Here is a 13,296-nt window from a genome sequence, read left to right on the forward strand (position 1 = left end):
GTCAGCTCCGCTGGACGGCACCGGTCCGCTCGGCGGCGAGCGCGACCGCCGCGTCGCGCGCGGCTCCCGTCTCCTCCTCGGTCAGCGTGCGGTCGGGTGCGCGGAAGCGCAACGCGAACGCCAGCGACTTGCGGCCGGCGCCGGCCTGCTCACCGGTGTAGACGTCGAACAGCCGGATCGACTCCAGCAGCTCCCCCGCGCCCTCACGCAGCGCCGCCTCGACCTGAGCGGCCGTCACGGCCTGGTCGACGACCAGCGCGACGTCCTCCTTCGCGAGCGGGTACGTCGAGAAGTCGGGCCCCGGGGTGACGTCGCGAGCCCGCCGCATCAGCGCGTCGAGGTCGATCTCGACCGCGGCGCTGCGCTGGGGCAGGCCGAACGCCTGGCAGACCTTGGGGTGCAGCTCGCCGGCGTGCCCGAGGACCTCGCCGGCCACCGAGAGGACGGCACAGCGGCCGGGGTGCCACGGCATCCGGGTCGCTGCGGCGACGTCGACCTCGACGCCGAGCTCGCTGCCCAGGCGACGGACCAGCCCGATGGCGTCGGACCATCCGGACTCACGGCCGGTACCCCACCAGCCGGCCCGCTCGCGCTCGCCGGCGAGGGCGACCGCGAGGTGGAGCGGCTGCTCGGGAAGTGCCTCGAAGAGCTTGGCGAGCTCGTCGTCGCTCGGGCGCCAGTCGACGCCGTAGATCGGCGCCGGGCCGCGGTCGACGGGGAACGCCACCGTGCCGGTCTCGAACAGCGACACCCCGGAGGCGCCGCGGCCCAGGTTGCGGGCTGTGGCGCGCAGCAGGCCCGGCAGCAGCGTCGTCGTGTACGACGGCTCCTCGCTCGAGAGCGGGTTCGCGAGCCGGACCGTCGACCGGAGCGCGTCGTCGGGCGCGAGCCCGAGCGCGTCGAAGGCGGCGTCGCCGACGAACGGGAAGCTGATCACCTCGACACACCCGGCACCGGCCAGGGTCCGGCCCACGCGGCGCCGCAGGCGCTGCTCGCGGGTCAGGCCACGCCCGGCCGCCTCGCGAGGCAGCACCGAGGGGACCTGGTCGTAGCCGACGATCCGCGCGACCTCCTCGACCAGGTCGAACGGGTCGTTGAGGTCGGGCCGCCACGGCGGCGGGGTCGCCGTCAGCGTCGAGTCCGCGCGGTGGACCGCGCACCCGACCGCCTCGAGGTTGGCGACCGTGGCCGCCGCGTCGATCGGCATGCCCGTCACCCGGGCGGGCAGGTCGTAGGAGATGGTGATCGCGGGCCGGGCCGGCGGCGTGCCGACGACCGTGACGCCGGGGTCGGCCGTGCCGCCGCCGTACGTCGTGAGCAGCTCGACCACGCGGTCCGCGGCGGCCTCGGTGACGACGGGGTCGACGCCGCGCTCGTTTCGCTTGCCGGCCTCGGAGCCGATCTTGTGGCGCTTGCCGGTGCGGAACATCGAGGTCGCATCCCAGTGAGCGGCCTCGACGAGGACCGACGTGGTGGTCTCGGACATCTCGGTGGTCTCGCCACCCATGACGCCACCGAGGCCGATGATCCCGGAGTCGTCGGTGACGACCAGGTCCTCGACCGACAGGACACGCTCGACGCCGTCGAGCGTCGTGAGTCGCTCGCCCGCTCGAGCGCGGCGGACCCGGATCGGGCCGCGGAGCTTGTCGGCGTCGTAGCCGTGGATCGGCCGGCCGATCTCGAGCATCACGTAGTTGGTGATGTCGACGGCGAGGGAGATCGGGCGCATGCCCGCCTGGGTGAGCCTGCGCGCCATCCAGTCGGGGGTGGGCGCGGCCGGGTCGAAGCCGGTCACCTTGCGCGCCACGAAGACCGGGCAACCGCTCGGGTCGTCGATCACGACCGGGTAGCCGTCGCCGTTGGCGGCCGGGACCGTGCGGTGAGCGGGGTCGCGGTACGGCGCGCCGTAGGCCAGCGCGGCCTCGCGGGCGACACCGCGCAGCGAGAGGGCGTAGGCCCGGTCGGGGTTGATCTCGAACTCGATGACCTCCTCGCGCAGGCCGAGCACGTCGAACGCGTCGTCACCGGGGGCGCCGGCGTCGGAGGGCAGCACGATGATGCCGTCGTGGTCCTCCCCCAGGCCGAGCTCGCGGGCCGAGCAGATCATCCCGGAGGAGACGTGCCCGTAGGTCTTGCGCGCGGAGATCTCGAAGCCGCCCGGGAGGACTCCCCCGGGCAGCACGACGACGACCAGGTCGCCGGGGGCGAAGTTGTGCGCACCGCAGACGATGCCCTGGGGCTCACCGGTCCCGTTGGCGGCGCCGACGTCGACCGTGCACCAGTTGATCGTCTTGCCGTTCTTCTGCGGCTCGGGCTCCATCGTGAGCACGCGGCCCACGACGAGCGGGCCGCGGATGTCCGCACCGGCGCTCTCGATGGCCTCGAGCTTGAGCCCGAGCGCCGTGAGCCGGTGGGTGAGGTCCTCGGTCGTGACGCCCTCGGGCAGGTCGACGTACTCGCGGATCCAGGAGACTGGCGTCTTCACAGCTCACTTCCAAATGCCGTGGTGAAGCGGACGTCGCCCTCGAAGAGCTCCCGCAGGTCCTCGATGCCGTGACGGAACATCAGCGTGCGGTCGATGCCCATGCCGAACGCGAAGCCGGTGTAGCGCTCGGCGTCGACGCCGCACGCGGTGAGCACGCGCGGGTTGACCACGCCGCAGCCGCCCCACTCGATCCAGCCCTCGCCGCGGCAGGTCCGGCACGGTGCGCCGTCGATCTCGCCCGCGCCGCGGCACACGAAGCAGACCAGGTCGACCTCGGCGCTGGGCTCGGTGAAGGGGAAGTACGACGGGCGGAACCGGGTGCTGATGCCGTCGCCGAACATCGCGGCCGCGAAGTGGTCGAGCGTGCCCTTGAGGTGGGCCATCGTGATGCCCTCGTCGATCGCGAGGCCCTCGACCTGGTGGAACACCGGGCTGTGGGTGGCGTCGTACTCGTCGGTGCGGAACACGCGGCCGGGGCACACGACGTAGATCGGAGGCGTGCGCGTGAGCATGGTCCGCGCCTGCACCGGAGAGGTGTGGGTGCGCAGCACCAGGCCGTTCTCGGCCGGCTCGGTCCAGAACGTGTCCTGCATGGTGCGGGCCGGGTGGTCGGCGCCGAGGTTGAGCGCGTCGAAGTTCAGCCACTCGGCCTCGATCACCGGGCCCTCGGCGACCTCCCAGCCCATCGCGACGAAGATGTCGGCGATCAGCTCAGCACCGGTGGTGAGCGGGTGGCGGGCCCCGGTCGGCACCCGGTCCGTCGGCAGCGTGACGTCGACGGTCTCGTCGGCGAGCATCCGCTCCTCGTGCTCGGCCTCGAGCACGACCTGCCTCGCCGCCAGCGCCTGGTTGACGGCGCCGCGCGCCTGCCCGATCCGCTGACCGGCCTCCTTGCGTGCCTGCGGAGGCAGGGCACCGATCTCGCGGTTCGCCAGCGCCAGCGGCGACCGGTCGCCGGTGTGCTCGATGCGCACCTGCTTGAGCTCCGCCAGGTCCGCGGCGGCCTCGATGGCCGCGATGGCCGTGTCGCGCGCGGCGTCGACCTCCTCGGGCTTCAACGGGGTGACCTCCACGGGGTCGTAATCGGTGTTGGGGCCCGACAAGGCACGCCTCTTCCCTGCGTCGTTCGTTGGATCGTTCTCATCGCGGAGTCTAGTGGTTGCCGCCGTTGGATCATCTGGGGTAGCCGTCGAACAGGTGCGTGCATCGCAAGGCGCCGGAGCGAGGGGCATACCGGGTCGTCTGTCGAGCGACGGCAACGCCGCGAGGTGCGTGCCTGGGCGGCGGGGACCCCCGACGAACCAACGGTGGTGACCACTAGGGAGGTTGGCGGCGTGGGGGGCTAACCGGTTCCGGCAGACGACGCGGGCGCGTCGCCGCGGTCGCCGCCGTGCCTGCGCAGCGCAGCCGAGGCGCGCTCGACCAGGTCGGCCCGCAGGTCGGCCGGCGCCAGCAGCTCCGCGGCGCCCGCGAAGGTCAGCAGCAACCCGATCGCCTGGCGGCGCGCACGCATCGTCAGTCGCAGCAGCACCCGCCCGGTGCCCGCCTCGACGCCGAGCTCCGCGACGGCACTGTCGGGCAGGACCTGGAACGTCGCGAGCCGCCGGAACAGGTCCAGCTCGCCGGGCTCGATCGCCACCTCGACCGTCACGGCCTCGCCCGTCTCGAGACGACTGCGCAGCCGCGCCCACTCGGCCGCGAGGTCGAGGTCGTCGGGTCGCCGCGCCTGCTCGTCGAGGACCTCGGCCGCTGCGATCCGCGACACCCGGAACATCCGCGGGCTGCCGCGGTGGGCGGCGAGGAGGTACCAGCGGCCGGCATTCTCGACCAGACCGTAGGGATCGACGGTCCGCGCCGACGGCTCGTCCTGGCCCGCGGAGGCGTACCGGAGCCGGATCCGGCGGCCGTCCGTGGACGCCGTACGAAGCACCGGGAGCAGCGGGACCTCCTCGGCCGCCGCGAACCAGCGCCTCCGGTCGACCACGAGCACCGACGCGAGCTCGTCGGCCTTGTCCATCGCGGCGCTGGGCACCGTCGCGGCGAGCTTCGCCATCGCGCTGGCGAGCGCCGGCCCCAGGCCCAGCTCGTGCGCGGAGTCACGACCGCTCCACAGGAAGAGCGCCTGGGCCTCGGCGGTCGACAGGCCGCTGACATCGGTCTTGTAGCCCTCCATCAGGAAGCAGCCGCCACCGCGGCCGCGCTGCAGGTAGACCGGCACACCGGCCGCGGAGAGCGCCTCCATGTCGCGCAGGACCGTGCGCTCGGACACCTCGAGCACCTCGGCCAGCCGGCGAGCCGGCATCCGGCCGTGCCGCTGCAGGAGGTGCAGCAACTGGAGCAGTCGGTCGGCGCGCATTTCCTGATCCTGTCATCTTTTCCTGACACAGGATGTCGTCTTTGACCACCAGGCTGGTCCCATGACCATTCAGACCCCTGCCTCCACCCCGACCACCGACCGCGCGGCCGGCGATCCCCGCCCACTCGTCCTGCGCGCCATCGACCAGGCGACCGGCCTCGTCGAGCTCACCACCATCGGCGACCTGAGCCGCCCCACGCCGTGCACCGACTGGACCGTGCGCGACCTCCTCGCCCATCTCGTCGCCGTCGAGCGCCGGATCGTCCACATCGTCCGGGGCGGACACCCCTTCGACGTGCCGTCGCACATCACCGACGTCGCCGACGAAGACTGGGCGTCCGCCTGGCGGGCCTCCGCCGCGGACGTCGCGGCCGCGCTCGACGAGCCGGACGTGCTCGAACGCACCGTCGCCCACCCGCTCGGGTCGTTCCCCGCCCCGGTCGCGCTCGGCGTGTACGCCGGAGAGCTCGCCGCCCACGGATGGGACCTGGCAGCGGCGCTCGAGCGCACCTCGATGCTCGACCAGGACCTCGCCGCCGCCTGCCTCGGGCCGATCCGCTCGTTCCTGCCCGCCGAGCCGCGCGAGACGATGCCGTTCGCCCCGGTCGTCGCGGTGGCCGAGGACGCCCCGGCGTACGACCGGCTCCTGGGGTGGTACGGCCGCGACCCGCGCTGGCGCCCCTAGGTCACGTCTTCTAGGAGGGCGGCTCGGCCGGCAGCACCACGGTGATCCGCGCACCACCGGACTCGGTGTCGCCGATCGTCACGGTGCCGCCGTGTGCCTCGACCAGCCCGTTGACCAGGTAGAGGCCCAGCCCCGAGCCCCCGGTCGCGCCGCCCTTCCAGAACTTCGTGAACACGCGGCGGCGCAGCTCGGGCGGGATCCCGTCGCCCTCGTCCTCGACCACGAGCCGGACGCCGGCGCCGGTCTCGGGCAGTGGCTCGACCAGGACCCGGACCGTGCCCTCACCGTGGCGGACGGCGTTCTCGACCAGGTTCGTCACGACCTGGGTGAGCTTGTCGGGGTCGACGACGATGTCGGGAACCGCCCCCGAGGTCTCGAGCTCGAGATGGCGGCTGGTGCTCGCCCCCACGGAGTCGACGACTCGTCGGGCTAGCAACGCGGGGTCGGAGGGCCGCGGATAGAGCTGGAGCCGGCCGGTGTCGATGCGCGCGACGTCGAGGAGCTCCGCGATCAGCCGGCTGAGCCGGTCGGAGTCGGCGCTGACGGTGGTGAGCATCAGCTTCTTCTGGTCGTCGCTGAGCTTGTCCCACCGGTTCAGCAGCGCCTGCACGAAGCCCTTGACGCCCGTCAGCGGCGAGCGCAGCTCGTGGGCCACCGTGGCGACCAGGTCGGAGCGCTCCCGGTCCAGCCGGGCCCGTCCGCGTCCCGAGCGCAGGCTCACCGCCACGCGCTCGACCGGGCGGTCCAGCGCCGGGCGATGGATGCGAGCGACGACCAGCACCTCGGTGCCGTCGGGCAGCAGCCACGTCTGCTCGGGTACGCCGGTGCGGGTCGCGAGCCCGTCGTACGGCTGGTTCACCGAGCACCAGTCGCGACCGTCGTGGTCGCGCAGGGCGAGGACCTCGCCGAGCGGATGGCCCACGGTCGTGCCGGGATCGATCCCCAGGAACCGGCCGGCCGCGGCGTTGACCACGGTCACCGCGCCATCCGGGCCGGCCAGCAGGACGCCGTCGGCCAGTGCGTCGAGATCGGCTTGGGTCACGCCGACCACCCTAGTGACGCTGCGCGCGGGCCGACGCGTAGAGGCAGAGCGCCGCGGCGGTGGAGAGGTTGAGGCTCTCGGCGCGGCCGTGGATCGGGATCCGGACCCGGTGGTCGGCGAGCGTGGCGAGCTCGGGCGAGAGCCCGTGGGCCTCGTTGCCGAACAGCCACGCGGTGGGCCGGGCGAGCACGTCGTCGGCGTCGAAGAGGTCGACGTCGCCGTCGGCCTCGGTGGCGAGCACCTGGTACCCGGCTGCCTGGGCGGCGCGGATCGCATCCTCGGCGCCGGACCCGGTGGCGACGGGCAGGTGGAAGGCGCTGCCGGCGCTGGCCCGGATGGTCTTCGCGTTGTACAGGTCCACCGACTCCCCGGCGAGCACCACGCCGCCGGCGCCGGCGGCGTCGGCGCACCGGATGACGGTGCCGGCGTTGCCCGGGTCGCTCACGTGCGCGCAGAGCGCGACGTAGCCACCCACCAGCGCCTGCTCCAGCGGGACGTCCACGAACCGGCACAGGGCCACGACCCCGGCCGGTGTGACCGCGTCACTGAGCGCCTTCAGCGCGCGCTCGTCGACGAACGTCAGGGGTACCCCGTCGGGCAACGGGGGCACGAGGCCGTCGACGGGGAGGTCGTGGAAGGGGCGCGCGAACACCTCGACCACGGCACCTGCCTCGAGCGCCGCCTCGACGGCGTTGCGTCCCTCGGCGAGGAAGAGCCGCCGCTCGGATCGCTCCGAGCGGCGGCTCAACCGGCGCAGCTGCTTGATGCGGGCGTTGCTCGCAGACAGCGCGTCGACGCTCAGGCCGAGACCTTGGGCGCGTTGACGTCCTCGGGCAGCGCGGCCCGGGCGGTCTCGACGAGCGCGTTGAACGCGGCCACGTCGTTGACGGCCAGCTCGGCCAGGATCTTGCGGTCGACCTCGACACCGGCGAGCCCCAGGCCCTGGATGAACCGGTTGTAGGTCATGCCCTGGGCGCGGGCCGCGGCGTTGATCCGCTGGATCCACAGCTTGCGGAAGTTGCCCTTGTTCTTGCGCCGGTCGTTGTAGCTGTAGACCAGCGAGTGGGTGACCTGCTCCTTGGCCTTGCGGTAGAGCCGCGAGCGCTGCCCGCGGTAGCCGCTGGCGCGCTCGAGGACGACCCGGCGCTTCTTCTGGGCATTCACTGCCCGCTTGACGCGTGCCACTTGTTTACTCCTTGTTGCTCAAGTTCGGTGCGGGGTCTCGACGAGCTCGACCACCGACGGGTGGGGGCTGGATCAGAGTCCGAGCATCTTCTTCGCGCGGGGGACGTCGGCCTTGGCAACCTCGACCGTGCCCGTCATACGGCGGGTGACCTTGGAGGCCTTCTTCTCGAGGTTGTGGCGCTTGCCGGCCTTCTCGCGAAGGATCTTGCCGGACCCGGTCACCCGGAAACGCTTGCTCGCACCGGAGTGCGTCTTGTTCTTCGGCATCTCTGCTCTCTCTTCTCGTCCTGCTGGGCGTGGTCATCTCGTCGACCTCGGCCACCGTGGGTGGTAGTGGTCTCGACGTGCTCGACCACCGCGAGGGTGTTCTAGGCCTCGATCTCGGGATCGAGGTTCTCGGAGCGTCCGCGCTCCTTCTTCTGGGCGACCGGTCCAGCGGCGTGGGCGGCATCGCGCTCGGCCTGCTCGTCGGCGACCAGGGCGGCGCGCTCGGCGGCCTTGGCGTCCTTCTCGGCCTTGATGTCGACCTTCGCGTCGGCCTTCTTCTTGTGGGGGCCGAGCACCATGATCATGTTGCGCCCGTCCTGCTTGGGCGAGGACTCCACGAAGCCCAGCTCACCCACGTCCTCGGCGAGGCGCTGGAGCAGACGGAAGCCCAGCTCGGGACGGTGCTGCTCGCGGCCACGGAACATGATCGTGATCTTGACCTTGTCCCCGGCGCGCAGGAACCGCACCACGTGACCCTTCTTGGTCTCGTAGTCGTGCGCGTCGATCTTGGGACGAAGCTTCATCTCCTTGATGATCACGTTCGTCTGGTTGCGACGCGCCTCGCGAGCCTTCTGGGCGTTCTCGTACTTGAACTTCCCGTAGTCCATGAGCTTGCAGACGGGCGGCTTCCCCTGCGGGGCGATCTCGACGAGGTCGAGGTCCGCCTCCTGCGCAAGCTTCAGGGCCTGATCGGTGGGCACGATGCCCACGGTCTCCCCGTTGGGTCCAACGAGCCGGACCTCGGGAACCCGGATCCGATCGTTGATTCGCAGCTCGGTGCTGATGTGTCCTCCTGATTGGCTTTGTGGCCGGAGGTCTCTGTCGCTCGACACCCCCGAGAAGGGTGGCGCGAAATCAACAAAGGCTTCCGCTTGTCTGCAAGCGGAAGCCAGTCCGACGCCCCCCATCGCAGGGTGCGCCTCCGACGACCCGACTCCGGTGCGTACGGCGTACGCTCCGAGGCCTCGGCCTTCGGTGACCGGACCCGACGACCTGTGCTCCCAGACTTCGAGAACGGCGGACGATGCGGGTGGGAGGCGATCGTGCGAGCCTCCGCTTGCGTGATCCATCCCGCCGCATGCACGGCGGAACTGATCGGTCAACGCTGAATCGTAGCCGACGATTCCCCGCCAGGCCGAATCCAGGCGGTGCCCGACCCCACGCGCGCGAGCGTCCACCCGCGCGCGAGCCCCTCGAGGTCGTCGCCCTCCACCACGAAGCGCGTCGGGCCGGCGATGTCGACCACCAACGCAGCGGCGTCGTCCTGGAGAGCCGCCTGCGCCGCCACAGCCGCAGCCACCGGGACCGGACGCCCGTCGGGGTTCCACGCGGCGAGCTCGGCAGTGCCGGTGAAGGCGAGCAGTGCCAGCCGCCCGTCGGCCCCCTGGAGCAGCACGGTGGCCATGTCACTGGTCTTCTCGTGAGCGAGCCCGGCCTCGTCGAGCTCGACCTCCCCGAGCACCGCCACCACGGGCACCAGCAGGCGAGCCGCCTGGAGGGCGCACAGCGCATCGGCGTACGTCGCCTCGCCGGCGGACCAAGCAGCGAGCGCCTGCCCCAGGGCCGGATCGGCGGACCCGTCGTCGCCCGCGAACCCGGGATCGGGGATGGTCGTCCGCTGGTCGCTCACCGCGAGATTGTCTCGGGCGAGCTCCGGATGGCGCCAGCCAGGGCCGTCGAGTGCCGCCACTCTCCGCCCGTCCGAGCCCTCTCCTGACCGCCGATGTGGGACGATCGATCGCGTGGATGATGCTTCCTGGGCAGCGCTGACGCTGAGCCTCACCGTGCTCGGCGGCATCTGGACCTGGCTGTCCTTCCGACGCCGCGGTCTGACGTCGGGGCTGCGCGCCCTGGCGTTCACGTTGCTGCCGCTCGCGGCGTACCTCACCAAGACCCTGCGGATGTTCACCCGCATCGTCGACGCGGTCGGCGACTGGGCGGTCAACCTGGCCTGGAACCCGACGACCTGGGCGGGCATCGTGGTCGCCGGCGTCTCCGCCGGGCTCTTCGCGATCTCCGGCGCCCTGCGCGCCCGGCAGCTCGGCAGCCGGCGCACCAAGCAGGGTGAGCCAGCGGCGCTGGCGGAGCGCAAGCGCGCCCGGGGCGGGGGCGCACCCGCGGTGGGCGGCGACGACGAGATGGCCGAGATCGAGGCCCTGCTCCGCAAGCGTGGGATCAGCTGATGGGCCGGCTTCCCGTTCCCTTTCCGTCCTTGGTCTCCGCGTCCACGACGGCCGGCCCCGCGGACCGCAACCGGCTCTGGGCGCGGCTGACGGGCGCGGTCCAGGCCCTGGACGAGCCGCTTCCGACGCCGACGTTCGTCGTCGACCTCGATGCGTTCGACGCGAACGCCGACGACCTGGTCCGCCGGGCCGGGGGCAAGCCCATCCGGCTCGCGTCCAAGTCGGTGCGGATCCCCGCCCTGATCTCGCGGGCTCTCGCCCACGACGGCGTCCAGGGCGTGCTCGCCTACACCCTGCGCGAGGCGCTCTGGCTGCACGAGCAGGGGATCTGCGACGACATCGTCGTCGCCTACCCCACCGTCGACCGCGGCGCTCTCGCCACGCTGGTGGCCTCCCCCTCGGCGGCGGCCGCGATCACCATCATGGTGGACGACCTCGCCCACCTCGACCTGGTGGAGTCCGTGCGGTCCTCCCCCGCGGTCCCGGTGCGGATCGCGATCGACGTCGACGCCGGGCTGCGGATGGCCGGCCAGCACGTCGGACCGAAGCGCTCACCGCTGCACGACACCGCCGACGTCGTCGGTCTGGCCCGCGCGGTCGTCGCGCGCGGCGGCCTGCGCCTCGTCGGCGCGATGACGTACGAGGGCCAGGTCGCGGGACTCGCCGACTCGGTGCCGACCGCCCGGACCCGCTCGGCGATCGTGCGCCGGCTCAAGGCGCTGTCGCTCACCCAGCTCGGCGTACGTCGCAGCGAGATCGCCGATGCGCTGCACGAGCTCGCCGACCTGGAGTTCTGGAACGCGGGCGGCTCGGGCTCCGTCGAGGACTCCGCCTCCGACCCCGTCGTGACCGAGGTCGCCGCGGGCTCCGGGCTGCTGGTCCCCAGGCTCTTCGACCACTACCGGTCCTTCGACCCGCGACCGGCCGCGTTCTTCGGAGTGCCGGTCACCCGCAAGCCGGCGCCCGGCGTCGTCACCGTCCACGGCGGTGGCCTGGTCGCCTCCGGGCCCATCGGGCCGGACCGGCTGCCGACCCCGTGGGCACCGGCCGGGCTGTCGTTGACCGGGCTCGAGGGTGCCGGCGAGGTCCAGACCCCGCTCACGGGCGCACCGGCGGACCAGCTCGAGATCGGCGACCTGGTGTGGTTCCGCCACGCGAAGTCGGGCGAGCCGTTCGAGCACACCACCACCGTCCACCTCCTCGCGGGCGAGGAGCTCGTCGACTCCGTCCCGACCTACCGTGGGTGCGGCCAGGCGTTCTAGTGGCGCGTCCCAGAAGTTCTTGGGCGCTTCGCGCCCCCATGGCACGCACCTCGCTGCGTTGCCGACGCTTGCGAGACGAGCGGGTATGGCGGCGCGCCGGCGCCTGGCGATGCACCCACCCTGAGAACGCCAAACGTTCAACAACTTCCCGAGACGCGACACTAGTGGTCATCGACGAGGGGTCGTCGAGGATGGCCGACGTCCAGGTGCGTGCAGCGCAAGGCGGCGGCGCGTCGGCAGGCTGGGGAGTTTCGAGCACTGCCGACGCAGCGATCTGCGTGCCCGGGCGGCGGGCACCCCGACGAGCTGACGGAGCTGACCACTAGTGCAGGCGGCGCGGGCGCTGCTCGACCTGGCCCGGTCGCGTCCGGCGACCCTGGGCCGCGGCCGGCTGATCTGCATCGACGGACCCGCCGGATCCGGCAAGACCACGCTCGCCGGCGCGGTCGTCGGCCTCAAGCCGGACGCGGCGGTCGTGCACATGGACGACCTGTACGACGGCTGGGAGGGCCTGCCCCAGGTCGCGGAGCACCTCGCCGGACTCCTCGAGCCACTGGCGCGCGACCGGCCCGGGACCTACCGGCGCTACGACTGGGTCGCCGGACGGTACGCCGAGACCGTGACGGTGGACCCCACCGAGCTGCTGGTGATCGAGGGCGTCGGCTCGGGGGCGCTCCGGGTCGCCCACCTGGCGACCGCCCTGGCGTGGGTCGAGGCCCCGGTCGGCGTACGGCTGCGGCGCGGTCTCGCGCGCGACGGCGAAGCGATGCGTGAGCACTGGGAGCGGTGGCAGGTCGCGGAGCAGGCGATGTTCGACCGCGACGCGACGCGCTCCCGCGCCGACCTCGTCGTCGACACCTCACCCTGACCCCGGGGTCTCCCGCACACAGCCCTAGGGTGACGTTCATGCTGCCTCCCAGTGGTGACCAGTACGAGATCTCGGGCAGCGGCTACCGGGCGGTGATCACCCAGGGCGGCGCGACGTTGCGGGTCCTCGAGCACGACGGCGTGCCGCTGATCGACGGATTCGGCGAGGACGAGCTCGCGCCCGGCGCCCGCGGCCAGCTGCTGATGCCCTGGCCGAACCGGATCGGCGACGGTGCCTACTCCTTCGGTGGCCGCGACCACCAGCTCGCGCTCAACGAGCCGTCGCTGCACAACGCCTCGCACGGGCTGGCCCGCTGGGCCGCGTGGTCGGTCGAGGAGCACACCGATTCGTCGGTGAGCCTGACCTACCGGCTGATCGCCCAGAGCGGCTACCCGTGGACCCTCGACCTGTGGGTCACCTACGCCGTGTCCGCGGACGGCCTCACGGTCACCCAGTCCGCGGTCAACCGGGCCTCGACGCCGGCGCCGTACGCAAGCGGCGCACACCCCTACCTCGCGCTCGGCCCGGGTCCGGTCGACGGCTGGGAGATGACGCTCCCGGTGTCCACCCGGGCGCTGGTCGACGATCGGCTCCTCCCGACCGGCCTCGAGGACGTCACCGGGACTCCCTTCGACTTCCGGGTGGCCCACCGGATCGGCGAGGTGTCGTTCGACGACGGCTTCACCGACCTGGCGCGGGACGCGGCGGGAGTGGCCACCGTCGTGCTCGCCGACCCCGCGACCGGCCGTGGCGTGGTGTTGTGGGTGGACGAGCGGCACCGGTGGCTGCAGGTCTTCAGCGCCGACGACGTGCCGATCGGTCCGCGCCGATCGCTGGCCGTCGAGCCGATGACGGCGCCGGCGGACGCCTTCCGCTCGGGGCGGGATCTCGTCACGCTCGCGCCTGCGGGGCAGTCCGGGGACACCTTCGCAGCGTCGTGGGGCATCCGGGCCCGGTCCTAGA

14 protein-coding genes are annotated in these 13,296 nt (G+C 72.5%); 5 read left to right on the top strand and 9 right to left on the bottom strand.

Annotated elements, in window-relative coordinates:
• Nucleotide 1 precedes the first annotated feature (1 nt).
• The 3 genes from pheT to AC3ANS_RS11675 all read right to left on the bottom strand — a co-directional run bounded on the left by pheT (nt 2) and on the right by AC3ANS_RS11675 (nt 4,841).
• Nucleotides 2-2,485, bottom strand: a complete 2,484-nt coding sequence (pheT, locus tag AC3ANS_RS11665; protein WP_488296316.1) for a phenylalanine--tRNA ligase subunit beta — start codon at nt 2,483-2,485, stop codon at nt 2-4.
• Nucleotides 2,482-3,588 carry a phenylalanine--tRNA ligase subunit alpha gene (gene pheS / locus AC3ANS_RS11670; protein ID WP_488296317.1) on the bottom strand — a complete coding sequence of 369 codons (1,107 nt, stop codon included), beginning with the start codon at nt 3,586-3,588 and terminating at the stop codon, nt 2,482-2,484. The genes pheT and pheS overlap by 4 nt, the downstream gene beginning before the upstream one ends.
• Before the next feature lie 239 nt (nt 3,589-3,827).
• Nucleotides 3,828-4,841 (bottom strand): helix-turn-helix transcriptional regulator, encoded by a 1,014-nt coding sequence (locus AC3ANS_RS11675; RefSeq protein ID WP_488296318.1) that lies wholly within the window; start codon nt 4,839-4,841, stop codon nt 3,828-3,830.
• A 61-nt stretch (nt 4,842-4,902) separates the two neighbouring features.
• Here AC3ANS_RS11675 and AC3ANS_RS11680 point away from each other — a divergent pair, with 61 nt between their 5' ends.
• A complete protein-coding gene (locus AC3ANS_RS11680) occupies nt 4,903-5,526 on the top strand; it encodes a TIGR03086 family metal-binding protein (RefSeq protein ID WP_488296319.1) in 624 nt (207 codons plus the stop codon).
• A gap of 10 nt (nt 5,527-5,536) precedes the next feature.
• Here the strand turns inward: AC3ANS_RS11680 and AC3ANS_RS11685 are convergent, their stop codons facing one another.
• The 6 genes from AC3ANS_RS11685 to AC3ANS_RS11710 form a co-directional block, all read right to left on the bottom strand.
• Nucleotides 5,537-6,568: a sensor histidine kinase gene (locus AC3ANS_RS11685; protein ID WP_488296320.1), complete on the bottom strand. Its 1,032-nt coding sequence runs from the start codon at nt 6,566-6,568 to the stop codon at nt 5,537-5,539.
• Between the two features lie 10 nt (nt 6,569-6,578).
• Nucleotides 6,579-7,370: a TrmH family RNA methyltransferase gene (locus AC3ANS_RS11690; protein ID WP_488296485.1), complete on the bottom strand. Its 792-nt coding sequence runs from the start codon at nt 7,368-7,370 to the stop codon at nt 6,579-6,581.
• Nucleotides 7,367-7,753, bottom strand: coding sequence for a 50S ribosomal protein L20 (rplT, locus tag AC3ANS_RS11695; protein WP_488296321.1), 387 nt, complete (start codon nt 7,751-7,753; stop codon nt 7,367-7,369). The genes AC3ANS_RS11690 and rplT overlap by 4 nt, the downstream gene beginning before the upstream one ends.
• 72 nt (nt 7,754-7,825) lie before the next feature.
• Nucleotides 7,826-8,020, bottom strand: a complete 195-nt coding sequence (gene rpmI / locus AC3ANS_RS11700) for a 50S ribosomal protein L35 (protein WP_488296322.1) — start codon at nt 8,018-8,020, stop codon at nt 7,826-7,828.
• A 101-nt stretch (nt 8,021-8,121) separates the two neighbouring features.
• A complete protein-coding gene (infC, locus tag AC3ANS_RS11705; RefSeq protein WP_488296323.1) occupies nt 8,122-8,853 on the bottom strand; it encodes a translation initiation factor IF-3 in 732 nt (243 codons plus the stop codon).
• Between the two features lie 266 nt (nt 8,854-9,119).
• Nucleotides 9,120-9,650, bottom strand: coding sequence for an SseB family protein (locus tag AC3ANS_RS11710; RefSeq protein WP_488296324.1), 531 nt, complete (start codon nt 9,648-9,650; stop codon nt 9,120-9,122).
• A gap of 112 nt (nt 9,651-9,762) precedes the next feature.
• On the opposite strand from AC3ANS_RS11710, the gene AC3ANS_RS11715 reads away from it, so the two are divergent.
• From AC3ANS_RS11715 to AC3ANS_RS11730, 4 genes are all read left to right on the top strand, one after another.
• Nucleotides 9,763-10,203: a hypothetical protein gene (locus tag AC3ANS_RS11715; RefSeq protein ID WP_488296325.1), complete on the top strand. Its 441-nt coding sequence runs from the start codon at nt 9,763-9,765 to the stop codon at nt 10,201-10,203.
• The gene (locus tag AC3ANS_RS11720) at nt 10,203-11,465 is read left to right on the top strand and encodes an amino acid deaminase/aldolase (RefSeq protein WP_488296326.1); all 1,263 of its coding nucleotides are present in this window, start codon (nt 10,203-10,205) and stop codon (nt 11,463-11,465) included. The genes AC3ANS_RS11715 and AC3ANS_RS11720 overlap by 1 nt, the downstream gene beginning before the upstream one ends.
• Before the next feature lie 325 nt (nt 11,466-11,790).
• Complete coding sequence (locus AC3ANS_RS11725; RefSeq protein ID WP_488296327.1) at nt 11,791-12,333, top strand: nucleoside/nucleotide kinase family protein; 543 nt, start codon at nt 11,791-11,793, stop codon at nt 12,331-12,333.
• A 38-nt stretch (nt 12,334-12,371) separates the two neighbouring features.
• Nucleotides 12,372-13,295, top strand: coding sequence for an aldose 1-epimerase family protein (locus AC3ANS_RS11730; RefSeq protein WP_488296328.1), 924 nt, complete (start codon nt 12,372-12,374; stop codon nt 13,293-13,295).
• Nucleotide 13,296: the final 1 nt, after the last annotated feature.

The sequence above is a fragment of the Nocardia sp. 149-1B genome, assembly GCF_057747975.1.